The sequence below is a fragment of the Echinicola soli genome (assembly GCF_006575665.1).
Taxonomy (GTDB): domain Bacteria; phylum Bacteroidota; class Bacteroidia; order Cytophagales; family Cyclobacteriaceae; genus Echinicola; species Echinicola soli.
Map to the genome: position 1 here is coordinate 3,963,815 of NZ_CP041253.1, position 24,577 is coordinate 3,988,391.

The window sequence follows — 24,577 nt, forward strand, 5'->3', positions numbered from 1 at the left end:
TAAGCACACCAAGTTTTACATGAAAAAAACCAAAATTGTCATTGCTTCAGTATTAAAGCCACTTACCGATAGCAGGGCTTTTTACAAGCTGGCAATTTCACTGCGTGAAACAAATAAATACCACATTAACATCATAGGATTTTTAGAAAAAAATCCGCCAAAACTGGAAAATATTGAATTTATGTCAATCTTCGGAAGGGACAGGTTGCATCCTAAACGACTTTTAGTGCCTTTTCGATTTCTTTCCCAGCTACTCCACATTCGACCAGAGTTAGTTATCATTACCACCTATGAACTCCTTTTACCTGCACTGATCCTAAAACCCTTTATAGGATATAAACTAGTCTATGATCTGCAGGAAAATTATGTAAAAAACATTCTCTTTAACCGGACATTAAACAAATGGCTCAAGTACCCAGCGGCGGCTTATGTACAGATTGTGGAAAAAATCGGCAAGTCCTTCGTCAACCATTATTTCATGGCTGAGAAATGTTTTCAGCAGGAATTTCCCAGTATCAAAAATTATACGGTTTTGGAAAATAAGCATCATGGAAATGTGAATAACAAACCAGCTTTTTATCTTCCAACAACAGCTATTAAATTTATCCTGACAGGAACCCTCACAAAAGTCTATGGCATCGAAGAAGGCATCCAATGGTTCAAGAGTATAAAACCCTATTTCCCCCATGCACAACTGCACATCGTGGGTTATGCCCCGATGGCTGACTTCAGGTCAAGGATCAGGGAGTTATCCGCCAGTTCACCTGATATCTACCTCCAGGTCAGTGATCGCCCTCTCCGCCAACAAGCCATTTTTTCAGCAATGGACAAAGCCGATGTTCTGCTCCTACCTTATCACTCCATCCCCAGTATTTGGTCCAAGATTCCTACCAAAATCTATGAAGCCCTGGCCATAAAAATCCCCATGATCATTCCCGAAAATCCGTTGTGGACGGCATTGATATCATCACATCCTGCGGGCACTGCATTGGACTATTCACACCCAAACCTCAATCGGCTCCGATCCATGATCGCCCAACAGCAATTTACACAGCCTGTTGATGAAGAAGTCACATGGGAAAGTGAAAAACCTAAGCTCCTTCAGCTTGTGGAAAACTTGATAAAACCATAATCAACTCAGTACAAATAGCCCCAAGCAGCCTTGAAAAGAAATTTCTTCCTGGAATTGATTGGCTGAATTTCACGTTTTAATACAGACACCCCTATTTTGGCCATTTTTCTATTGCCCATACCTGGCAGGTTTAAATTAAGAGTAGATCGAATTAAACCACTCCTTCGATAGTGTGCAGAGAAATCGTTTTTAGATGCTCAGTTCGTTTAGATAAAGCCTTTTTTTTAAAACGATTTGTCCCCGATATCCATCGGGGCAGGCTATTCCGAGGTCACGAGGAATATCTTTCCGATAACGCATCAGGTAAAGGCCCTTCATTGCATCAGCATAACAGGACGCCTGTCATTCCGAGGAACAGCCTGTCCGGATACATCGGAAGCAATCTTTCTTACCATTACGCAGGTTTTAGAGATCACGACTTCGCCTGTCTGTCTTGATGGAGATGAATGACAATTGCAGCATGCATAGCATAAAACCACTCAACGTTAGCAGAGATTCCTGCCGAACCGGTCCATTCCGACAAACACCAAAGCCATATTATAACATAACAGCCACCCTATCCATATCAATTTTATGGACAGTAGTTATCCACATTTTTGGAATGTGTAAACTGAAGGACTGGTTTTGGAAACGCTGACCAACTGCCCTAACAAGAATTTTTCAACCGTGTGGATAACTATACAAATGCTTATATAACAGTGATATATAGTAATTTTAAGATATAAACGTAACTTATTTTTAGTCTACACTAAAACCGTAATCACATATCAAGATCAGTTATCCACAGCTGTTTTAGTTTATATTGAAATATTTTTTTAGTATTACCTAAAGTTTGTATATTTGTGTCAATAACATTAGAGAAAAGAAATGCCATCATTGACCTACGCAGAAGAGAATTACCTTAAGGCTATCTACCACCTATCGGATGGTGGCCAGCATAATGTATCCACCAATGACCTCTCTAAGGAGATGAAAACGAAGCCGGCCTCGGTGAGTGACATGCTTAGGAGGTTGTCCGAAAAAGCAGTGATCAACTACCGGAAATATTATGGTGTGACCATCACTGAAGAGGGTAAAAAATCAGCCCTACAGATCATACGGAAGCACCGTCTTTGGGAGGTTTTTCTAGTGGAAAAACTGATGTTCAGTTGGGATGAAGTACACGAGGTAGCCGAGGAATTAGAGCACATAAAATCCAACTTGCTTATCCAACGCTTGGATGATTTCTTGGGCAATCCCAAATATGATCCTCATGGTGATCCTATTCCTGACGAATACGGTGATGTAAAAGCCCGCCCGAGAATACCACTGAATGAACTCAATATTAATGATGGAGGACAGATCGTAGCAGTAAAGGATAGCAGTGCTGCCTTTCTTCGGTATTTGGATAAAGTGGGAGCTTACATCGGTGCCCGGATAAAGATCCTCGATAAAGTGGAATTTGACGGTTCATTGGAAATATTAGTCGACAATAAAAAGACATTGTTTATGTCAAAAGACGTAGCTGCAAACATCTTAATCATTCATACTTCATGAAGACGCGGATTTGGCTTTTAGTAGGCCTCGCATTTCTGACTGCCTGTAAATTTGAAAATGACGAGGACAAGAATAAGTTTCACATTACCGCCACCACCAATATCATGGCCGATGGTGTCAGGGCATTGGTAGGTGACAGTGCTGTGGTGACCCCGATCATGGCCGTAGGCGTGGATCCTCACCTTTACAAGGCTTCCCAACGTGACTTGGACTTACTCTTCGAAGCAGACTTGGTCGTTTACCATGGCTTGCACTTAGAGGGCAAAATGGTACAAGTCCTCCATAAATTTTCACGCACTCATCCAGTGGTAGATGTGGGAGCTACACTCCCCCCTACTCTATTGATCGCAAGTCCGGATTATGCCAATACGGTAGATCCTCACATTTGGTTTGATGTGCATCTTTGGAGCATCGCCATGCGCAATCTCAAAGATGAAATCATCGAAAGGAAGCCTGAATGGGAACCTTATGTCAATGCCAACTGGGAAAAGCTTAATGCGCAACTCAATGAGCTTGACCAGTATACCGCCCAAAAGGTCAAATCAATCACCAACCAAGGACAAGTACTAATCACTGCCCATGACGCCTTTTCTTACTTTGGCAAAGCCTACCAGATAGAGGTAAAAGGACTCCAAGGACTGTCTACGCTTAGTGAACCAGGACTGAATGACGTATCCAGTTTGGTCAGCTTTATTATAGAAAAAGACATTAAAGCCATATTTATAGAACAATCCATTTCACCACGAGCCATTAAAGCGGTAATCGAAGGGTGTAGGCGAAGAGGGCATCAAGTAACACTTGCAGGCCCACTATACACTGATAGCTTGGGAGACCCCAAAGGCTCCGCAGGGACTTATGTGGGCATGGTAAAAACCAACGTGGATGAGATTGTAAGTAACCTGAAACAGCATGATACAACAAATAGAGAACCCGGTAGTTGAGGTCCATGACCTAATGGTCAGCTATGGACAAAATCCGGTGCTTTGGAATATAGACCTTACCCTGCCATCGGGATCATTAATTGGTATTTTAGGACCAAATGGTGCAGGGAAATCCACCCTCATTAAGGCCATTATGGGCTTGGTAGAGGCGAATAGCGGCTATTCCAGACTGTTTGACCAGGAGTTAAACCAAGTCAGAAATAGGGTAAGCTATGTTCCTCAGCGTGAGTCTGTGGACTGGGACTTTCCTGCATCTGCACTGGACATCGTCATGATGGGCACCTATCATCATTTGGGGCTGTTCAAAAGGCCTGGCAAAAAGGAAAAGGAATTGGCTATGGAGTGCCTGGAAAAAGTAAACATGAAAGCCTTTGCCAAAAGACAGATCAGTGAGCTTTCCGGTGGCCAACAGCAACGGGTGTTTATCGCCCGAGCCTTGGCCCAGCAGGCAGACATCTATTTTATGGACGAGCCCTTTGCCGGTGTGGACATGAGCACCGAAAAAGCCTTGGTGGAGCTGTTCAGAGAAATGACCGCCAGTGGAAAAACGGTGATTGTGGTCCACCATGATATTTATTCAGCTGGAAGCTATTTCGACTGGTTGATCATGCTCAATATGCACTTGGTGGCTTCTGGTCCGACCAAGGAAGTACTGACCGAAGAACTATTGACCAAAACCTACGGCGGTAAGTTATCCACACTGACAGATATTGGCGAAGTGATCAAGAAAAGTGATTTTAACCCATTAAAGAGCTGATATGGAAGAATTTATTTACTTCTTTTCCTTTCAGGACCCTAACGTCTTAATGGTCGTCACAGGCATTGTTTTGCTGTCCATTAGTGCTGCCATGGTGGGAACATTTACATTTCTGGACAAAAAGGCATTGGTTGGCGATGCCATTTCCCATGCGGTACTACCCGGGGTCTGTTTGGCCTTTATGATTTCTGGCAACAAGAATCCCTATTGGATCGTATCAGGAGCGTTTGTTACGGGCGCTTTGTCCACTTATACCATCACTTGGGTAGCTAATTACACCAAACTGAAAGAAGACACTGTCATCGCTTCGGTTTTGTCAATTTTCTTTGGTGTAGGGATCGTGATGATGACCCAGCTGCAACAAACCGGTAATGCCTCCCTTTCAGGATTGGACCATTTTATTTTTGGTAATGCCATTTCCATTGTAGGCCAGGACCTTTGGGTCTATGGCTTTTTGGCCTTGGCCATTATCATAGTGATCTTGGTTTTCTACAAGGAATTCCAACTCATGGTTTTCAACCGCTCTTTTGCAGAAAGTGTTGGACTTCCAGTCAAACGACTTGAATTCTTGTTTAATTCATTAATGGTCCTGGCAGTGGTAACAGGCATTCAGGCCATTGGTGTGGTGCTAATGGCTGCGTTGTTGATCACACCTGCAGCGGCCGCTAAATTCTGGACCAACCGCCTAAGCCTAATGCTGCTGATCGCGGTCATCTTTTCGGTGGTCTCTGGAATTGTAGGTGCCTATATTTCATTTGTACTGCCTCATATGCCTACGGGACCATGGGTAGTGATTGTGTTGTCGCTAATTGCCTTTCTATCTTTTTTCTTTTCTACGAAAAAAGGAATCCTCACCAAATGGATCTCCAAAAGAAACTATCAGCGAAAAATTCATCGGGACCATATTCTGAAAGCATTATTTTCCGCAAATGAACAAGGCCATGAAGGACTTTCATCTAGTGAGGTCTATGCGAATTTTCCCGGTAAAAGCTTTCGGACACAATATGCCATAAACAAGTTAGGAAAAGAAGGTTATATTTATGAAAAACAGCTAGTTATATCGTTGACCAAAAAAGGAATTAAAGAGGCTGGGAGGATCGTAAGGCTCCACAGGCTGTGGGAATTATACATGACTGAATACATGAACATAGCACCGGACCATGTGCACGACAGTGCCGAAAAGCTGGAACATATTATTACCCCTGAACTGGAAAGACAGTTGGACAAAAACCTGAATTTTCCACAAGAAGATCCCCATCAGTCCATTATACCACGAGATAAAGATAAATCATGAATTTTGACCCTAATGCATTTCTGATCATCACCACTGGATCAATGATCGCCATTTCATGCGGACTATTGGGGGTTTTTCTTATGCTCCGCAAAATGGCCATGACAGGAGACGCCATTTCTCATGCGGTACTACCGGGAATTGTCATCGCCTTTCTGGTATCCGGAAGCCGCCATGGATTGACCATGGTCATCGGTGCTGGGTTAGTGGGAATCCTTGCCACCGTATTTATTGAATACCTGAGCAATAAAGTAAAACTACAATCCGATGCTTCCATTGGCATTACGTTCACTTCACTTTTTGCGATCGGAATCATCATGATTACTTTTTTGGCAAACGAAATTGACCTTGACCAGGACTGTGTGCTGTACGGTGAAATTGCATATGTGCCCATTGACTTGTGGATCACGGGTGCCGGTAAGATTATGGGGCCCAGGGTAACCTATCTTTCCCTAATAAACATGGCTCTGGTAATTGGGTTTATCACCCTGTTTTTCAAGGAGTTAAAGATAAGCACTTTTGATAAAGAATTTGCCGCCACCATTGGCTTAAATACTGTTTTGGTAAATTATGGCTTGATGGGCATGGTGTCCTATACCACAGTGAGTTCCTTTGAAGCAGTGGGAGCTATTCTAGTGGTAGCGCTGATGGTAGTGCCTCCCGCCACTGCTTATCTCTGGACAAAGAATCTTTATAAACTGATCCGATTGACCGTATTACTGGGCATTATTATCTCGTTTTTGGGGTATTACTTAGCCTATTTCCTTAACAGTTCAATCGCCGGAGCCATGGCTTCAGTGGCAGGTGTATTTTTCTTTACCACCGTCGTATTACAGCGAAAACAAATCCCCCGCATCAAAAAGAAGCTATCCACCATGAAATTAAATGATTAAACCCGCATTTAAATTACAATACTAATGAAGACGGATATATGCAGAATAGACCAAGATACCTGTGTTTATCCTCTTCATCTGTGGTCAACTCATATTTTAGCTAACGATCCCTTGCCTCGTAAATCCTCAAAAACAAAATACTGGCCATATTTCGGGCGTGTTCTTTGGCATGGTCGGCTACTCTTCCTTCAAACAACATGTCCAAAGTGGTAAACCACAACTCCAGCCAGTTTCCAAAGTGTACTTGGCTGAGTCCCTGTCCTGTTTTCTGATCTACCTCTTTGTGTGCTTTCAGTGGATTGAATTTATTCTTACCAGGCCCTGATTGCAGCAGGATCATTTCCCAAAAATCCGATAATCTTTCCAGGTGTTCCGGCCAATTGGTCACTATTCCATTAAAAATTGGCCCTAAATCCGGGTGTTGGCGTACTTGTCCATAAAATGTATGCACCAGTTTTTCCACATCTTCCCTATTACTGATATCCTGCTTCGTCATACTACAAAGTTACGGTATAGCAGGAAAGGTTAAAAATACCAGGCCATAATTTGATTACTTGGATTTAATTTGGGCAAGGGTAATTATTCATGCTTAGATTTAAGTATCTTGGTAAGAAGATTGCTTCGATAATAAGTATAGTTTTTAACCATAAAATCACTAATAATATGAAATTTTCAAGAAAAGGATCAGCTAACTGGAAAGGCAGTGGAAAAGAAGGCAAAGGCACTGTCAGCACCGAAACCACGGTTTTGGATAATACGCCATATTCTTTCAAATCACGTTTTGAAGAGGGAAAAGGTACCAATCCTGAAGAACTGCTGGGTGCTGCCCATGCAGGGTGTTTCTCGATGAAGCTGAGTTTTGTGCTCAATGAAATGGGCTTTACTGCTGATAACATCGATACTACCGCAAAAGTAACCATGCAGGATGGCAAGATCACCAATGTGCATTTGGATCTTAGCGCCAAAGTTCCAGATATCAGTGACGACGATTTCCAAAAAGCTGCTAAAGACGCTAAAGAAAACTGTCCTGTTTCCGCCCTCTTCAGCACGGAGATAACCATGGATGCCAAATTAGGGTAAAATATTCCATCTAGTCAAGCACTAAGAAGTTTCTCACGGAATTTCACCAATGTACACTAATTTGAAAAGTGTCATTTTGTGATTACCGTGAGAAACTCTCGTTTAATCCGCTTTTGTTAGATCAAGTAATATTCCTGAGGGAAGATTAGGGAATTGTTTAAGATGTTCTGTTCGTTAAGATAAAGAAATCTTTTTCAGGACGATTTGTCCCCGATATCCACCGGGGCAGGCTATTCCGATCCCGATACATCGGGAAGGAATCGCTTACATCATGCTAGTTTGGAAAGCGACTCCTCTTTCGCTTGTCCGCCTTGGTGGAGCACGGTGACTGTTAGCTAGAAATGGTGATTTACAACAGTTATGCTAAAAACGATTTCCCCTTTTTTGATTAGGAATATTCTTCCCAGAAATCAGAAAATTCGTAAGGACTGTTATGCGCTGTCCATAATTTACCGTCGGTAAAGCGGTAAGGGCCTTCAAGTTGGTTGAGTTGATCCATTTCCTCTTGACTCAAGGTTAATAGATTTGACTTAAAGTTTTCCTCAATCCTAGAAGGGGTTACTGACTTGGGAATCACAGCTATATCCCGTTGAAGATTCCAGGCCAGCACTACTTGAGCGGTACTGGCATTTAGCTTATTGGCTATATCTTTTACATGTTCGTTTTCTAAAAGGATGGGAAGGTCTACCCCACCTTGCCCCTGAGTTCTATATGCAGCACCAAGTGGCGCATAAGCAGTAAGATGTATGTCCTCATTTTTGCAGAAATCTACCAATCCCTGCTGGGGTAAAAATGGATGCATTTCGACTTGGTTGACTTCAGGCTTTACCTTTGCTTTGGAGAGAACTTCCTTAAGCTTATTGATTTTAAAATTGGAAACACCGATATGTTTTACTTTTCCAGTTTCCAAAAGTCCTTCCATGGCCGTCCAGGTGGTGGATAACGGAATGCTCTCCAAGGATTCAAAATCCGCATTGGATTCAGGGAAGTCCACCCCATACTTCAGGGCCAATGGCCAATGTACCAAATAGAGATCCAGATAGTCGAGCTGAAGGTCCTTTAGCGTGTTTTCTAAAGCAGGAAGGACGTGTTCGGGTTTATGACTGTCATTCCAAAGCTTAGACGTAACCCAAATATCACTTCTTTTGATAGTTTTATCTGCAAATGCCTTAGCAAATGCATCCCCTATTTCTTTTTCGTTTTTATAGATATATGCACAATCAAAGTGACGGTAGCCCACTTCGATGGCTTTTAAAACTGCTTCATAAACCTCTCCTGGCTTTGATTGCCAAGTGCCCAGACCTAAAATGGGCATTTTATCCCCATTACTAAAAGTTAGTGATTTCATACGTTTGCTTGATTTTGAAAATTATTGATGAAAGTAACCCCTTTGAAAAGGTACCATAAATATACCTTTTCAAAGGGTAATTGGAAAACAAAAGTTCCGAAGATCAATTCACTTCAAAGGAGACCTTTGCATTTATCCCATAAGAAACGATTTGGTTGTTTTCCACATTGGCTTTCATGTTTTCTACATAAACGGACTTAATGTTTTTTACCGTTTTGGAAGCTTCAGTGACGGCATTTTTGACGGCATCATCAAAGCTTTTTTCAGAACTGGCAATAACTTCAATAATCTTCACTATAGACATAACATTAGAATTTTGGGTTAACAAATGAATGTTGGTCATTTTGACCGATGTCCAAATAGATGCAAAACATCTGCCAAGATAGCGTTTATTTACCCAAAAGTACCTTGTAAAATAGGATCCCAGTCCTTCCAAACCGGTTGATAACCATTCCTTTCCAATAAATCCGCTACTTTCCTGGGACTCCGTTCGTCTGAAATCTCGAATTGCTCCAAGGACTCCTTGCCTGCGGCATATCCTCCTGGATTGGTTTTGGAGCCCGCGCTCATGGACGTAATGCCCAGCTTGATCACATGGTTTCTGAAGTGCTCTGTTTCACGCGTGGATAATGACAACTCTACATCAGGATCCATAAGGCGATATGCGCAGATAAGCTGTACCAATTCCCTGTCACTCATGGCTACCTTGGGTTCTTGACCGCCCGAAAATGGCCTCAGTCGGGGAAAAGAGATGGCATATTTTGTCTGCCAATATTTCTTCTCTAAATAGCGCAAGTGCATGGCGGTGTAAAAACTGTCTACCCGCCAGTCTTCCAGACCGATCAGCGAACCAATGCCAATCTTGTGTATACCCGCTCTTCCTAGTCGGTCGGGCGTTTCGAGCCGATAGTCAAAGTTAGACTTTTTGCCTTTTGGATGGTGGATTTTGTAGGTTTCGCGGTAATAGGTCTCCTGGTAAACCAATACACTGTGAAGGCCACTGCTGATCAGCCGCTCGTATTCATCCTGGTCAAGCGGCTGTACTTCCATACTGACATTGGCAAAATGAGGCTTGATGAGCTGAATGGCATGCGCTAGATAGTCCACCCCCACCGTTCTGTTTGCCTCACCGGTTACTAGGAGAATATGTTCAAAACCCATTCCCTTAAGCACTTCCACTTCCTTCATGATTTCTTTGTCAGAAAGGGTTTTACGTGGGATTTTATTGTCCAGACTGAACCCGCAATAGGTGCAGATATTTTGGCATTCATTGGAAAGGTACAGTGGGGCAAAAAGTTGCATATTGTTACCAAACCGTTGCAGTGTCAATTGACGGCTCTTTTGCGCCATCACCTCTAGATAGGGAGCTGCTGCTGGAGAAATCATGACCAAGAAGTCTTCCAGGTCCCTTTCTTTTTTGGCCAAGGTTTGCTCTACTCTTGTAGCAGTAACATTGGTTAAAGCTTGATGTACTTTTTCTGGTGGATATTGAGATAGAAGGTCTTTAAATTCACTCATAGGATAAGAATTCTGTTAATGGACTACTTGGATTTGCTTGGGTACTGATAGCTCCTTTACCACACGCATAGGCCATTCTACCTGCTTCAACAGCCATCTTAAAAGCTTTTGCCATTTCTACGGGATTTTGGGCTACGGCAATGGCCGTATTGACCAAAACCGCGTCAGCCCCTATTTCCATGGCTTGGGCAGCATGGGATGGAACGCCCAGCCCCGCATCTATGACCACCGGAACGTTACTTTGTTCAATAATTATTTTGAGGAAATCAAGGGTTTTGAGGCCATTATTGCTGCCAATGGGAGAACCTAGCGGCATCACTGCAGCTGCCCCTGCTTCCTCAAGCCTTTTACATAGCACCGGGTCTGCATGGACATAGGGCAATACCACAAAGCCTTCCTTCACCAATTCTTCCGTAGCTTTTAGTGTCTCTATAGGGTCGGGCAATAAATATTTGGGATCCGGATGTATTTCCAGCTTCACCCATTGGGTTTCCAATGCCTCTCTGGCCAGTTGAGCCGCAAAAACGGCTTCTTTAGCTGTTCGTACACCCGAAGTATTCGGAAGCAAGTTAATTCTGGGATGGGATAAGTGAGCCAACATATCATCATCTTTGTCCTTGACATTTACTCTTCTCAGTGCCACTGTCACTAGTTCGGATCCCGAAGCCTCGAGCGAATCCTGCATGGATTGGTAAGTAGGGAATTTTCCAGTTCCTGTAAAGAGCCTGGATGTAAATGTTTTATTGGCAATGGTCAACATAGTCGAATGTATTTTTAATTTCTTTGATTAATTCTTGTGGCGTCTCGCTTTGGTGAAGCAAACCGCTGACGGCCACTCCATCCAAACCGATCGCTTTTAGAGAAGCGAGGTCTTCACTGATTATTCCTCCTATGGCAATGATGGGGAGATCAGGAAACATCGTCTTCACTTTATCCATAATAACTTGATAACCAGTTATTCCAAGTATTTTACTTAAATCTTTTTTGGTACTGGTAAAACGAAATGGTCCCAGACCGATATAGTCAGCAGTATTGGCAGCGGCCAGGATGTCTTCCAGCGTATTGGCAGTCGCGCCAATGACCATTCGGTTACCATATCGCTCCCTGATATCCTCAACTGATTTATCATTTTTGCCCACATGTACGCCATAAGCACCTGACTTATGGGCGATCTCAGGATGATCATTGATGATCAAAGAACACCCAAATACATCGCAAATTTCTTTGGCCCTATATGCTGTTCTTAGGATAACCGATTTTGGAAATGCTTTCATTCTCAGCTGAACCCATTTTCCACCCGCCTCACCATACGTCTGTATGGTGTCCAGATAGTCTTTTGGATGGTCTAGATTGGGTGTGATATAATGTAAAAAACTGATCGTGCTCATTTTAGGGCTGTATTTTTATAGTTCAAGAACCGCTTTAGTCGTATTTCAGTATTTTCCCCGTTCCAAATACCTCCCATTATAGCTGCCCCGTCAAATCCAATCGAGTCTAGATAAGGTAAATGTTCAGGAGTAATCCCGCCGAGGGCAAATAATTGGAAAGGTAAATCTCCTTTATAAGCTGCAGTCCATTCGCTGAGTTTATGGGTAGTAAAGGCTTGTCGGTAACCGGGTTTTGAGATGCTATCAAAAACCGGGCTTATAAATGAATAATCCAGTGCTGCATTTGGGGATTCTTGCAAATCTTCCAGTTTGTGAAAGGACTTACTGGTCACGACCGACCCTGGACAAATGAGCTGGTCACTTTTAAAATGCGTTCCTCCCACCCCATATTGATGAACCAACTCATGGTGCTCATGAAATGAAATTTTAGAATAATAGACAGTAGGCACTTGTTCGATTAATTCTTCCATTTGGGCTTTTGACCAACTTGGCTTTCGGATGTGCAGGCGATAAAGGCCATGGTCCAAGAGCCGGACCATGGTTTGGATTTCCTCTTTTTCTTTATTGGGAGAACTGATTAAAATCAGCTTCATTATTGGTTAAGGTAGATTTCACCACCATTTTCGGAAAACTCCTCCGCCTTTTTCTGCATACCTGCTTCGATGGCTTCTTGGTCATTTAGGCCATTTTTGTCGGCATAGTCCCGCACATCCTGTGTGATTTTCATGCTACAGAAGTTAGGACCGCACATGCTGCAGAAGTGGGCTATTTTGGCGCCATCCGCAGGAAGTGTTTCATCATGGAAAGACCTGGCGGTGTCTGGATCCAAGGAAAGGTTAAACTGGTCTTCCCAGCGGAATTCGAAGCGGGCCTTGCTAAGTGCATCGTCTCGATATTGGGCACCGGGATGGCCTTTGGCCAAGTCTGCTGCATGCGCAGCGATCTTATAGGTGATGACACCATCTTTAACGTCCTTTTTCTCCGGTAAACCTAAATGCTCTTTTGGTGTCACATAACAAAGCATCGCACAGCCGTACCAGCCGATCATAGCAGCTCCTATTCCAGAGGTAATATGATCGTAGCCTGGAGCTATATCAGTAGTCAATGGCCCCAATGTATAAAAAGGTGCTTCTCCACATTCTACCAATTGCTTGTCCATGTTTTCCTTGATCATGTGCATCGGAATATGGCCTGGACCTTCGATAATGGTCTGCACATTATGCTTCCATGCGATCTGGGTAAGCTCACCCAAGGTTTCCAGCTCCGCAAACTGGGCCGCATCATTGGCATCGGCGATGGATCCGGGACGGAGGCCATCTCCCAATGAAAAGGTCACATTATAAGCTTTCATGATCTCGCAGATTTCCTCGAAATGGGTATACAGAAAATTCTCCTTATGATGGGCAAGACACCATTTGGCCATAATAGAACCACCCCTGGAAACGATGCCCGTTACCCTCTTGGCAGTCATGGGAACGTACCGGAGCAATACGCCCGCGTGAATAGTGAAATAATCCACTCCTTGCTCTGCCTGCTCGATCAAGGTGTCCCTGAACAATTCCCAGGTAAGGTCTTCTGCCTTGCCGTTTACTTTTTCCAAGGCCTGGTAAATAGGCACCGTCCCTATCGGAACAGGGCTGTTACGCAGGATCCATTCCCGGGTTTCATGGATGTTTTTGCCTGTGGAAAGGTCCATGATCGTATCCGCTCCCCAACGACATGCCCACACCGCTTTTTCTACCTCCTCCTCTATACTGGAGCCAATGGCCGAATTCCCAATATTGGCATTGATCTTGACCAAAAAGTTACGGCCAATGATCATGGGCTCTGCTTCGGGGTGGTTGATATTGGCAGGGATTACTGCCCTGCCCTGGGCCACTTCATCACGGACAAACTCCGGTGTGATCATGCCTTTTGGTGTATTGGCACCATAGTTTTGGCCCGGATGCTGCTTGGGCAGCTCTTGAAGCTCATCTATACGCTGGTTTTCCCGGATAGCAATGTATTCCATTTCTGGAGTGATGATACCCATTTTGGCATAGTGCATTTGGCTGACATTCTTTTCAGATTTGGCACGGTAAGGCATCTTCACCAAGTCAAAACGTAACTTATCCAATGCCGGATTGGCCAACCTGCGCTGACCATATGCCGAAGTGAGCTGATCAAGTAACTCCACATCTCCGGTATTGGTGATCCACTCTTCCCGAAGTCGGGGAAGTCCTTTTTTAACATCTATTTCCAATGAAGGGTCAGTATAGGGACCACTGGTATCGTAAACGGTCACTGGTGGATTTTTCTCTACCGTCTCATGACGGTCAAGGTGTGAAACGGTATCGTGCAGCGCTATTTCCCGCATGGCTACCTTGATGGGGTGTAGTTTGCCTTTCACGTAAACTTTTTTGGAATTGGGAAAAGGATCCGTGGTAATGTAAGACTTAATGTTTTCTTGACTGAGTGTTTTCATCTTGCTGTTTTGAGGTTGTGTAAAGTTTAAATGTTGGAAGGTTAGATGAGGATTGGAAGATTTGAAAATTATAACGTGGAAAGATTTCCCTTCAACTGTGCTTAGGTGCCGGTACTTTCGACTTCATTCGCTACCCTACCAGTGACCATCAGCCCAATTCCCGAAGTCGGGCTGTCCTGGACACTGATATCCACATCAAGCGGACTTGGGGGATTACGATCTCGACCAGCGAGCAAATAGCGTAGGATGGTCAAAATTTGGCGTCACCGAAACAACGTGAATTTACAATCCACCTTATCACAAGTTCTGGATTGCAAATCCGAAACAGCTCAATAACTATAGACCTTAGTTCGACTATGAAAGCAGTATTAAACCGTCATTGCAAGCCTGCCTGGCGCAGACAGGCCTGCCTTTGGCTCCAGACAGGCCTGCCTTTGGCTGTAGACAGGCCTGCCTCTGGCTGTAGACAGGCTCGTAGTGATGATTTTTAAATTGAACTGAGGTTTATAGGGACTGACAGCTGATAACGTCTATCTTCGTATTTCCCCTCACCCGCCTTGTGTAGCTTTTATGATGAGGATTTGATCGTTTTCGGAGAGTTTGTAATGATCCCATTCAGATTTGGGGATTACCTGATCATTGACGGCCAAGGCCATGCCACGAGTCGGGTGGATTTCCTTTTTATGGAGCATTCCTGACAATGACAAATCCCCGTCTGTAAGCTCAAAGGGCTCATCGTTAAGGAGAAAATTCATAAGAACTTAATTTTTGTGAATAAATAAAAAAACTTCAGGAATGAAGATAATCGCTCGGAAGGACGCTTCACTTTTCCCTTCGCCCGCATTACCGGGATCAGGTTCAGAGGGTATGTCTCAGTCCCGATGGATCATCGGAACACCCCTAAAGTCTTGTACGTACTTGCAAAGGTAGAATGATAGCGGAATTTTAAAAGCTATTGGTGAATTTTATTTGGATTGAACAGTCATTCCAACTTATAATCTACCTGGAGGCAGGAAATAGAGGATAGCGGCACTATTTTCCTTATTAATTTTTACTGGCGTTCGACCAAATTTCAAATATGATCAAAAACTGTCTTTAAATAGAAATTTGAGGATTTTTATTCCAATCCCTAAAATGACCTTCAACACAGGGCAAACGCATTTACCAAGCATGAGCAAAATTAATGGATTTATGAATAATAGGCCTAATTGCCGATCCTCAAGGGTTGGACAGCTGAACATTGGTTGTGCATATTAGCCCTTGCTGCGGTTATAGGAATATATCAACTTACTGAAAAGGATCAGGCAAATTGTTTTTGGATCACTCCCCTGAAAGGGGTGTTTAATCCAGCCCAATGAAACGCATTGGGCCAATAGGTGATGATGGGACTACCTGCGGCCTGTAAGGCCAGCTAAAAATCTTCCCGTGCATATTGTTTGACTTGATGGAAGAACTGAGCTGGGCTTTCAGCCTTAATGGCTACAAGCGATTTTCTGATAATAGGACTCATTAACAAGGGATTAGATGGTATTTAACCATTCCTCGTCCAAGGATCGATCCTTGGACGAGGAAAACACGGCTAGATTTAGCAACCCCAAAGGGAATGATTTTTTTAAAATGCGTTCGCCTTGCCCCATCCCCTAAAGGGGATTTAGGGGTGAAAACAGTTGCTTTTTTTCCATTTAACGATCGTTTTCCAGGACGCCAGTAATTAATTTTCCGATATCGAATGTGTCAAAATCGCATCCAGTATGGTATAAATGGCAGATCAAGGAAACCGATATAAGATCGCATTGACATTCATGCCGGCCCCAACGGAAGCGAAGATCACATGGTCACCCGAATTGATATTGTGTCTTTCTATCTCTCCACGGAGCAGCATATCCAATAAAATCGGTATTGTTGCCACAGAATTGTTGCCCAGTTTACTGATGGTAATCGGCATGATCTTTCTCGGGTCTTCTTGCATGTCATAAAGTTTGAAGACCCGGTGGATAATGGCATCATCCATTTTGGCATTTGCCTGATGAATAAGGACTTTTTTTATATCCCTAATGTCCAAACCTGCCTTATCAATGGTGGCCTTGACCAAACCTGGAACTGTATTCAAGGCATATTCGTAAAGTTTACGCCCATTCATTTTCATGAACAAGGTATCATCTTTGTAATCTGTATTATAAGACAGGTCCATTCGTAACAGCATGGCTTCATTCAGGGTGTCTGTCCGGGTTTTATGGGTCAGTATCCCGACAGGGGTGTTACTTTCCTGGGACTGCAAGATAATGGCTCCTGCCCCATCGGAATAGATCATGCTATCTATATCATGTGGATCAGAAATCCTGCTAAGCGTTTCCGCACCGATCACTAGGATGTTTTTGGCATCACCGGATTTGATATAATAATCCCCTTGGATAAGCCCCTGCACCAAACCAGGACAGCCAAAGGGCAGGTCATAAGCGACGCAATCAGGGTTTTTGATTTGAAGCTTATATTTTACTCGGGAAGCCAGACTGGGAACCATGTCGGATTTTTGGTTGTCCTTAAGGACATCACCAAAATTATGCGCCACAATGATGTAGTCCAATGTTTCTTTATCCAATAAGGCTGATTTCAATGCTTCTTCTGCGGCAAAGAATGCCATATCAGAAGTAACATAATCATCCTCGATATATCTTCTTTCGGCTATTTCTGTTATTTCTTGGAATTTCCTGACAATCTCCTCATTGGATTTAGTGAGCTTTCCACCATCCTTATTATAAAATTGAGCATTTAGAAAATCCTTATTTTTAATCACTTTTGAGGGAACATACTTGCCAGTTCCCTTAATAACAGAATAATGCGGATCGGGCATATAATTTTTTTTTAAAGTGACTTTGATTGATAAACCTATTAATATAAAGGGGGAATTTACTAAAACCATTAATTGGAACAATACAAAAAGAGAATTTTCGGCCCAAAATGAAAAAACGTAATTAAGGATAACGGAAATACCGACATAGGTACAACAGATCCATCTGCCAAGCTAGAAGTTATTGGACACATTAAGGTAGCTGAAATTGCAGAAATCAATAGGGAATCTAATGGTTCTATATGGAATACTGTGGATAAATTATCCACGGGACTGTCCCACTTGTGCGGATAGATCAGGGGAATAGTTTTGTTCCTATGGCACAAAGCCCCTGGAGGCAACCTGATTTTACCAGGCTTAAATGCCTAGAGGCATCGGCCAGGACTCCCTTCTCACTATTTTAGCCGACAGAAGTGTCAGCAGGGATGCTCCGTTAGGTGTATTAGCTTGGTAACAGAAATTGGATACAGCATCCTAACAGTGCCGTAGGTACTGACCATGGGCAAGGAAAACATATATCATTATCGACTGCATCAGGAGCATGGGCACCCAAATTCATCCGTCCACGCGATGCTTCGATCTCCATAGCCCGCTAGCGCTCCGTTTACCTATAGTAAATCATATAGAATCTAATTTAGATTCTATTGCCTGGCATTATTTTTATTTCTGCTCGTACGGGTGGGAGGCCATTTTCTCCTCCAATAAAACAGGCTCTAAAACTTTCACCTGCCCATCAATATCTTTGGGAATCGGAAGCCCCAACAACCGACAGATTAGCGGATAAACATGAATGTTTTCAAAAGCTTTTATTTCATGACCGGACTTGACCCGGGGGCCATTGGCGTAGAAAATGGCATGCATGTCTTTTAGCGAAGGATGGAATCCATGCTCGCCAAAAGTATCGGTATCAAACATGGCTGCCCTGTTTTGATATTTTATGAATCCTGAAGTAGCCACTAAATAATACCCTGGGTCGGGAATAATCAGTAAATCCCCTACTCTTTCCGAATAATTGATATGCTTGCCGTAATAATTTTTGGATAGTGGATCGACCACCGAAAAATGATCTTCCAATTTTCGTAATTCTCTCCTAATTTCCCCCATATCCTTTGTATCTTTCAAGTGAAGGTGTGCCAGTGCCCCATCATTATAGTAATCAAGGGGAAATGGAGCCAGCAGCTTTTCCAGGTCTATCAACCGATCCTGTGTAATATTGGTCATCCCATGATCCGATACTATAATGATGTTAACAGGAAGACCTGACTTTTTTACTCCATCAAATAATATCCCCAGTTCTTCATCTAACTTGAATAGGGCCTCTTTAAGTTTTAGATCATTATTAGGACCATATTTATGCCCAGTATCATCCATGTCCGAAAAGTATAAAGTAATCATCCTGGGCCGCTCTTCATCCGGAAGCCGTAGCCACTCCAGCACTTGGTCAATTCGTGTAGTGTTGGGTATGGTACCATTATAATCATAATAATAACTGGGACGAATTCCCTGAATGGCTGCTTCAGAGCCTACAAAGAAGTAGCTTGCAGATTTCACTCCATGCTTCTCGGCTTGAACCCAAATGGGAGTTCCTCCATACCAACTTCCGTCCTGTACCACAGAACGGTCACTAATACGATACGTTTTACTTTTCTGTGAACTAAAAAAAGTATTATCCACCAATCCATGATTACCCGGTTTCATACCTGTCGCAATAGTATAATGGTTTGGAAAGGTTTTGGAGGGAAATGAAGGAATCATAGAAGTCGCTGCAGTGCCCGAGGAAATAAATGCTTCGATATGCGGAGGATGAAAACGCTCGGTATAATCGTGGCGATAGCCATCCAATGAAATTAGCATTACATATTGATCCTGGGCAAATCCCTGAAAAATGGTTGTGATCAAAAAGATGATGAATAAAAGCAATCTCATTTGGCTCAATTTATAAGTGACACACCAAAAATAAATCAATCAACACGATATTAGATCAATTACATGTTAAATTATACTGTCGTCCGACTAAATTTCAAATATGATCTAAAACTGTCTTTAAATAAAAATTTGAGGTTTTTTATTCCAATCCCTAAAATGCCCCCCATCCCCTAAAGGGGAGCTTTAGAAAGTCCCCTTTAGGGGATTTAGGGGTGGATTTCGACGAATTTCCTTCGAAAGCAAAATCTTTACTGGGACGCCAATGTTAAATTATGGCTCTATATGGAATACTGTGGGTAAATTATTCACGGGATTGTCCAACTTGTGCGGAAAGAGCAGGGAAATGGTTTTGTTCCTACGCCCCCCTGGAGGCATCCTGATCTTACCAAACTTAGATGCCCAGCGGTATTGGCCAGGACTCCCGCCTCACGGTTTTAGCCGACAGAAATGTCAGCAGTTATGCTCCGCTAGGTGCATTAGCTTGGTAACAGAAAGTGAATACAGTATCCTAATAGTGCCGCAGGCCTGCCTCGCCCTGGGCGGGTACTGACCACGGGAAAGAAAAGTATGTATGATTATCGACTGCATCAGGAACTTGCCAGACAAATCCATCTGTCAACCAGCTTCTTCGATCCCCATTGCCCGCTACCGCTCAACTTACCCAAAGAAATCATATAGAACAAAAAAAAGGCTGTCAATGCAAATTGGCAGCCTTTTCTTTCAAGAGAAACTTTCTGTATTAATTTCCACCTTCTATCCAATCAGGCCCGATCAGTTCTTGCAGTTTTTGATCGTATTCTGCAGCTTTGTCTTCATTTTTAAGACGCGTGTGGATAGAATGCAGGATTCTCAAAATTTCAGTGTTGTCAGGCTTGAGCTCTACAGCTTTCTCAAACAGAGGGATAGCATTTTCATAAAGGCTATCGGCCTCTGCAAGCATATCTTCAGATTTAGCTTCCCACTCATCATCAGGAAGGTTGTTTACTTCATTGATGATATCCCTTGCTTTATCAATGTAAACCGCTCCTGCATAATAGTTACCTTCGAAGAAGTCAGGATCAATTTCCACCGTTTTCAGGTATTCTTCCAGTGCCCCATCCATATCACCAGATTGCTCTTTTAGGTAACCGTATCTCAACCGGATAGGCGCATTGTTTGGATCTTGGTCAAGGGATTCTTTGATAGAAGCCATGGCCTCGTCCATTTTCTCAAGCTGGAGCAAAAGCTGGATTTCAAATTCAGATAGCCCTTTATCGTTAGGATATTCTTCACGTGCTTGTTTTACTAGACGGTAAGCTTCTTCTTGATCATCCTCTTGCTGGTTAGCAATTTGGATAAGGAAGTAATATGCGTTTAGTTTATTGTATTCAGGTACATCAAGCAACATGGTCAAATACTTCTTGGCTGCATCATAATCTTCCGCCATGTTTGCAGTATATCCAGCATTAAATACAATAGAAGTATCTTTAGGGTCAATATCAGCCGCAATAGCAAAGAACTTGGATGCCAATGCATTATCATCAGTCTCATATCTACTGATCGCTTTATTTACGGAAGCAGTTTTTAGTTTGAATATACCTTCTCCTTGTAGATTCTCTGGAAGACCAGCAACTACTTCTTTATAAATTTCTTTACCAATCTTACTGGTAGAATCATTGCCGTCCATGTCCAGTGATTTTCTGAAGGCATCAAGGGCATTTCTCCCCTTATCCACTGTAGTCTCAGTATTAGAGGAATCAGCTGCAAATTGAATAGTAAGGATTTTACCTTTGATTAAAAACGTTTCCGGATCAGCTCCAGTTTCTGCATCTTGTGTTGCCGCTTCTATGTCCGTAAGTGCTTCTGAAATATTACCCTTTCGTAGGTTTTTTTCAGCTGATTTTACAACCTTTTTTTGGCCAAAGGCTACTGTTGAAGCCACACCGACCAAAGCCAATGATAAAATTAATTTCTTCATTTTTGTCTAATTATTCCTCTTTTGGTTTTTCGCTATCGTTTGATTCGTCTTGATTTTCATCAGTAATATCCTGAATGTCCTCGATCTCCTCTTCCACTTGCTCTACTTTCGCAACGGAAGAAATTTCATCGTTTTCATTCAGTTTGATAAGGCGCACACCTTGTGTCGCGCGGCCCATGATTCGCAAACCAGCTACTGGGGTTCGGATGATTATTCCTGATTTGTTGATGATCATTAAGTCGTCTGAATCGATTACTGACTTAATGGCCACTAAGTTGCCGGTCTTTTCAGTGACGTTCATCGCCTTGACTCCTTTTCCGCCTCTATTGGTAATGCGGTATTCTTCTACTGCACTCCGCTTTCCATAACCTTTCTCCGAAACAACCAATAAAGTGGCTTCTTCCCTATTAACACAAACCATGCCAACAACTTCATCTTTAGCGTCACTTAAGGTGATGGCTTTCACCCCTGTAGCCGTCCTGCCCATTGGTCTAACTACTGATTCATGGAAGTGGATCGCCCTTCCGGATTTGGCAGCAATGATAATGTGGGAATCCCCATGGGTAAATTCCACATTTAACAGCTGATCATCTTCCCGGATATTAAGGGCAATGATCCCGTTAGAGCGTGGTCTTGAGTATTGCTCCAAGGTCGTCTTCTTGATCACCCCCTTTTTAGTGGTCATGACCAGGTAGTTATTTTGGATGTAATCCTCATCATTGAGATCAGCTACTTGGATAATGGAACGGATCTTATCATCACTTTCGATATTGATCAGGTTCTGAATAGGTCGACCTTTGGAAGTCTTGCTGCCTTCAGGAATCGCATAGGTTTTCAGCCAGAACAATTTCCCCTTGTCGGTAAAGATCAACAGATAATTATGTGTCAAAGCAGAAAACAGGTATTCGGTGTAGTCATCATCCTTAGTCTTTACTCCTCTGGATCCTACTCCTCCTCTACCCTGTGTACGGTATTCCTTCAGCGCAGTCCTTTTGACATAGCCTTGATGAGAAACGGTGATGATTACCTCTTCGTTTGGAATCATATCTTCGTAACTGAAGTCTTCAGCGTTATGCTCGATGGTCGTTCTTCTGTCATCGTTATAACGTTCCTTGATTTCAGCCAATTCTGATTTGATGATTTCCATCCTTCTTTCCTTCTTCTCAAGGATGTCTTTTAGGTCTTCTATAAGGATCATTAACTCCTCGTACTCTTTCAGGATCTTCTCACGCTCCATACCTGTCAGTCGCTGGAGACGCATATCCAGGATGGCACGGGCTTGAATTTCGGTCAATTCGAATTTCTCCATCAAGCTTGTACGTGCTGTTTCAGGATCCCTTGAATTTCTGATAAGGCTGATCACCTCGTCCAAATTATCCAGTGCAATCAAGTACCCCTGCAGGATATGAGCTCGCTTTTCTGCCTCTTTTAGCTCATACTCTGTCCTTCTGGTGACCACTTCATGACGGTGGTTCACATAGTGGACGATCAGTTCTTTTAGGTTAAGTGTATATGGACGTCCTTTTACCAGTGCCACATTATTGATGCTGAAGGAAGTCTGTAGTTGTGTCTGCTTATAAAGGTTATTCAGGACGACATTGGCAATGGCATCACGCTTGAGTTCGTAAACGACGCGCATTCCGCGACGATCGGACTCGTCTCGAATTGCCGAAATTCCTTCCAATTTTTTCTCTTGGATCAATTGGGCCGTTTTCTCAATCATATTGGCTTTATTGACCAAATAAGGAATTTCGTTGATGATGATCATCTCCCTGCCGGTGTCCTTGGTTTCGATGGTGGCTTTTCCGCGCATGACGACTCTTCCTCGTCCGGTTTCATAAGCGGATTTCACACCATTATAACCATAAATGATCCCGCCTGTTGGGAAATCTGGAGCAATGACGTGCTTCATCAATTCCTCCACAGTGATGTCATTGTTTTCAATATAGGCAATGGTACCATCTATGACTTCTCCCAGCTGATGAGGAGCCATATTGGTGGCCATACCCACGGCGATACCGGATGCTCCATTCAACAATAAAGCCGGAATTTTAGCAGGCAGTACCACTGGCTCTTTCAGTGAATCATCGAAGTTTAGCTGGAAGTCAACCGTCTCCTTATTAATATCAGTCAATAATTCCTCAGCGATTCTCTTTAGTCTCGCTTCGGTATAACGCATGGCAGCGGCATTATCACCGTCAATGGACCCGAAGTTTCCTTGTGGATCTACCAATGGATACCTTAAGGACCAGTCCTGGGCCATTCTTACCATGGTCTCGTACACGGCACTGTCACCATGCGGGTGATACTTACCGAGTACTTCCCCTACGATCCTTGCTGATTTTTTGTAGGGCTTGTTATGATGCACTCCCAGTTCCTGCATTCCAAAAAGAATTCTGCGGTGAACTGGCTTCATCCCATCTCTTACATCTGGAAGTGCTCTGGAAACAATGACCGACATCGAATAGTCGATGTAGGCACCACGCATTTCTTCCTCAATGTTAATCGGTATTATGTTCTCGTTTTCTCCTTCGGCCATATGTTGAATATCTCAATATAAGGTTGCAAGATAGTAAAAAGAATAAGGTTTTAAAATACTATTTTAGCTTTCAAAAGGGTTTTCTACTCGCTTTTTAATACCATTGCCCTACCTTTCGATTTTGCATGTGCCAGATGGAGCTTCCACGGTATCCTACCCCGTTGTGTAAGTGTTTCATTTTCACCCCACATCCGGGAATTTTGCACCTCTTGGTTCCAGGAAGGCGAAGGGCCACACCTAGATTTATGGTGAATAACTTTTGCTCAAGCATTTGGCTTTCTTCCAATCCCTCCAGCTGGTAATTAAACTTCCTGAATGATGCGTTTGGTTTTAGGAATATCTTGGTATATTCAGAGAATTCCCTCTCGATCCTCAAACCGATGGCATAATAAGGTTCTGTAGCGGTCAGGGCATCGTCATAACTCTCCTGGACTTTTATTGACCCATATTCCCCCTCTAAGGTAAACCTCCAAGGGTAGTTTTGTTCCATTCTTAGTTTCCGCTGTGCCTGCATATAGTGATTGTTACCACTGTACTTTCTGTATTTCCAATTGAGAAATGCCCTTCTTCTTTTGGCATCATACAGCACGAGTCCCAGCGTACCGTACATTTTATCAAAGACATATTTGTCACTTGAAAAGGTAAATTGATGAGAATCGCCTTCCAAAGCTGCCATGCTCCCCATTTCTCTGCCGTATCCACCACCTATTGCGAACAACCCAAAAAGATCAATTCTAACACCTGCATCGAACGGAATAGCACTGCTATTTGATTTAAAAGTCCTGGTCTCACCAGCTAAAATGTCTTGGGAACTGCCATCATCACTTATTATGGAAATAGGATAATTATCAGGCATGCCGCTATTAAAATCCATCGCATTTAGGTGCATTCCATATCCTCCACCCAACTCTAAGGAGATTTTACTCATGATTCCTCTGGTAATGTTCCCCACCCCACTT

At 43.0% G+C, this 24,577-nt stretch carries 22 protein-coding genes and 1 riboswitch; of the genes, 7 read left to right on the plus strand and 15 right to left on the minus strand.

The genetic code is table 11. From position 1 onward, the window contains the following. The first annotated feature begins 19 nt into the window (after nucleotides 1–19). The 6 genes from FKX85_RS15570 to FKX85_RS15595 all read left to right on the plus strand — a co-directional run bounded on the left by FKX85_RS15570 (nucleotide 20) and on the right by FKX85_RS15595 (nucleotide 6,550). Entirely contained in the window at nucleotides 20–1,132 is a 1,113-nt protein-coding gene (locus FKX85_RS15570; RefSeq protein ID WP_141615614.1) for a glycosyltransferase family 4 protein, read from the plus strand. Between the two features lie 867 nt (nucleotides 1,133–1,999). Further along, nucleotides 2,000–2,668 (plus strand): metal-dependent transcriptional regulator, encoded by a 669-nt coding sequence (locus tag FKX85_RS15575; protein ID WP_141615615.1) that lies wholly within the window; start codon nucleotides 2,000–2,002, stop codon nucleotides 2,666–2,668. Next, on the plus strand, nucleotides 2,665–3,609 hold the full coding sequence (locus FKX85_RS15580) for a metal ABC transporter solute-binding protein, Zn/Mn family (protein ID WP_141615616.1): 945 nt from the start codon (nucleotides 2,665–2,667) through the stop codon (nucleotides 3,607–3,609). The genes FKX85_RS15575 and FKX85_RS15580 overlap by 4 nt, the downstream gene beginning before the upstream one ends. Beyond that, nucleotides 3,578–4,366, plus strand: a complete 789-nt coding sequence (locus FKX85_RS15585) for a metal ABC transporter ATP-binding protein (protein ID WP_141615617.1) — start codon at nucleotides 3,578–3,580, stop codon at nucleotides 4,364–4,366. Before FKX85_RS15580 ends, FKX85_RS15585 begins: the two co-directional genes overlap by 32 nt. 1 nt (nucleotide 4,367) lies before the next feature. After that, nucleotides 4,368–5,660, plus strand: a complete 1,293-nt coding sequence (locus tag FKX85_RS15590; protein WP_141615618.1) for a metal ABC transporter permease — start codon at nucleotides 4,368–4,370, stop codon at nucleotides 5,658–5,660. Then, a complete protein-coding gene (locus tag FKX85_RS15595; protein ID WP_141615619.1) occupies nucleotides 5,657–6,550 on the plus strand; it encodes a metal ABC transporter permease in 894 nt (297 codons plus the stop codon). The genes FKX85_RS15590 and FKX85_RS15595 overlap by 4 nt, the downstream gene beginning before the upstream one ends. 100 nt (nucleotides 6,551–6,650) lie before the next feature. Here the strand turns inward: FKX85_RS15595 and FKX85_RS15600 are convergent, their stop codons facing one another. After that, a complete protein-coding gene (locus FKX85_RS15600; RefSeq protein ID WP_141615620.1) occupies nucleotides 6,651–7,046 on the minus strand; it encodes a group III truncated hemoglobin in 396 nt (131 codons plus the stop codon). A gap of 167 nt (nucleotides 7,047–7,213) precedes the next feature. On the opposite strand from FKX85_RS15600, the gene FKX85_RS15605 reads away from it, so the two are divergent. Next, nucleotides 7,214–7,630 carry an OsmC family protein gene (locus tag FKX85_RS15605; protein WP_141615621.1) on the plus strand — a complete coding sequence of 139 codons (417 nt, stop codon included), beginning with the start codon at nucleotides 7,214–7,216 and terminating at the stop codon, nucleotides 7,628–7,630. Between the two features lie 388 nt (nucleotides 7,631–8,018). Here the strand turns inward: FKX85_RS15605 and FKX85_RS15610 are convergent, their stop codons facing one another. From FKX85_RS15610 to FKX85_RS15670, 14 genes are all read right to left on the minus strand, one after another. Beyond that, nucleotides 8,019–8,978, minus strand: a complete 960-nt coding sequence (locus FKX85_RS15610) for an aldo/keto reductase (protein ID WP_141615622.1) — start codon at nucleotides 8,976–8,978, stop codon at nucleotides 8,019–8,021. Between the two features lie 103 nt (nucleotides 8,979–9,081). Next, nucleotides 9,082–9,282, minus strand: coding sequence for a dodecin family protein (locus FKX85_RS15615; protein WP_141615623.1), 201 nt, complete (start codon nucleotides 9,280–9,282; stop codon nucleotides 9,082–9,084). Nucleotides 9,283–9,371: 89 nt separating this feature from the next. Continuing rightward, on the minus strand, nucleotides 9,372–10,496 hold the full coding sequence (gene thiH, locus FKX85_RS15620) for a 2-iminoacetate synthase ThiH (protein ID WP_141615624.1): 1,125 nt from the start codon (nucleotides 10,494–10,496) through the stop codon (nucleotides 9,372–9,374). After that, complete coding sequence (locus FKX85_RS15625) at nucleotides 10,489–11,256, minus strand: thiazole synthase (RefSeq protein WP_141615625.1); 768 nt, start codon at nucleotides 11,254–11,256, stop codon at nucleotides 10,489–10,491. Before FKX85_RS15625 ends, thiH begins: the two co-directional genes overlap by 8 nt. Further along, entirely contained in the window at nucleotides 11,237–11,884 is a 648-nt protein-coding gene (locus tag FKX85_RS15630; RefSeq protein WP_141615626.1) for a thiamine phosphate synthase, read from the minus strand. The genes FKX85_RS15625 and FKX85_RS15630 overlap by 20 nt, the downstream gene beginning before the upstream one ends. After that, the gene (locus FKX85_RS15635; RefSeq protein ID WP_141615627.1) at nucleotides 11,881–12,477 is read right to left on the minus strand and encodes a thiamine phosphate synthase; all 597 of its coding nucleotides are present in this window, start codon (nucleotides 12,475–12,477) and stop codon (nucleotides 11,881–11,883) included. The genes FKX85_RS15630 and FKX85_RS15635 overlap by 4 nt, the downstream gene beginning before the upstream one ends. Beyond that, the gene (gene thiC / locus FKX85_RS15640; RefSeq protein WP_141615628.1) at nucleotides 12,477–14,348 is read right to left on the minus strand and encodes a phosphomethylpyrimidine synthase ThiC; all 1,872 of its coding nucleotides are present in this window, start codon (nucleotides 14,346–14,348) and stop codon (nucleotides 12,477–12,479) included. The genes FKX85_RS15635 and thiC overlap by 1 nt, the downstream gene beginning before the upstream one ends. A gap of 101 nt (nucleotides 14,349–14,449) precedes the next feature. Then, a complete protein-coding gene (locus tag FKX85_RS21480) occupies nucleotides 14,450–14,602 on the minus strand; it encodes a hypothetical protein (RefSeq protein ID WP_168196276.1) in 153 nt (50 codons plus the stop codon). Between the two features lie 294 nt (nucleotides 14,603–14,896). After that, on the minus strand, nucleotides 14,897–15,103 hold the full coding sequence (thiS, locus tag FKX85_RS15645) for a sulfur carrier protein ThiS (protein WP_141615629.1): 207 nt from the start codon (nucleotides 15,101–15,103) through the stop codon (nucleotides 14,897–14,899). Nucleotides 15,104–15,160: 57 nt separating this feature from the next. Next, nucleotides 15,161–15,260, minus strand: a riboswitch (TPP riboswitch). Nucleotides 15,261–16,116: 856 nt separating this feature from the next. After that, entirely contained in the window at nucleotides 16,117–17,199 is a 1,083-nt protein-coding gene (locus tag FKX85_RS15650) for a 3-oxoacyl-ACP synthase III family protein (RefSeq protein WP_141615630.1), read from the minus strand. A 657-nt stretch (nucleotides 17,200–17,856) separates the two neighbouring features. Further along, nucleotides 17,857–19,122 carry an alkaline phosphatase family protein gene (locus FKX85_RS15655; RefSeq protein ID WP_141615631.1) on the minus strand — a complete coding sequence of 422 codons (1,266 nt, stop codon included), beginning with the start codon at nucleotides 19,120–19,122 and terminating at the stop codon, nucleotides 17,857–17,859. A 739-nt stretch (nucleotides 19,123–19,861) separates the two neighbouring features. Further along, a complete protein-coding gene (locus tag FKX85_RS15660; protein ID WP_141615632.1) occupies nucleotides 19,862–21,079 on the minus strand; it encodes a tetratricopeptide repeat protein in 1,218 nt (405 codons plus the stop codon). 10 nt (nucleotides 21,080–21,089) lie between these two features. Beyond that, entirely contained in the window at nucleotides 21,090–23,618 is a 2,529-nt protein-coding gene (gyrA, locus tag FKX85_RS15665) for a DNA gyrase subunit A (protein WP_141615633.1), read from the minus strand. Nucleotides 23,619–23,712: 94 nt separating this feature from the next. Then, complete coding sequence (locus FKX85_RS15670; RefSeq protein ID WP_317130639.1) at nucleotides 23,713–24,546, minus strand: hypothetical protein; 834 nt, start codon at nucleotides 24,544–24,546, stop codon at nucleotides 23,713–23,715. Nucleotides 24,547–24,577 lie beyond the last annotated feature (31 nt).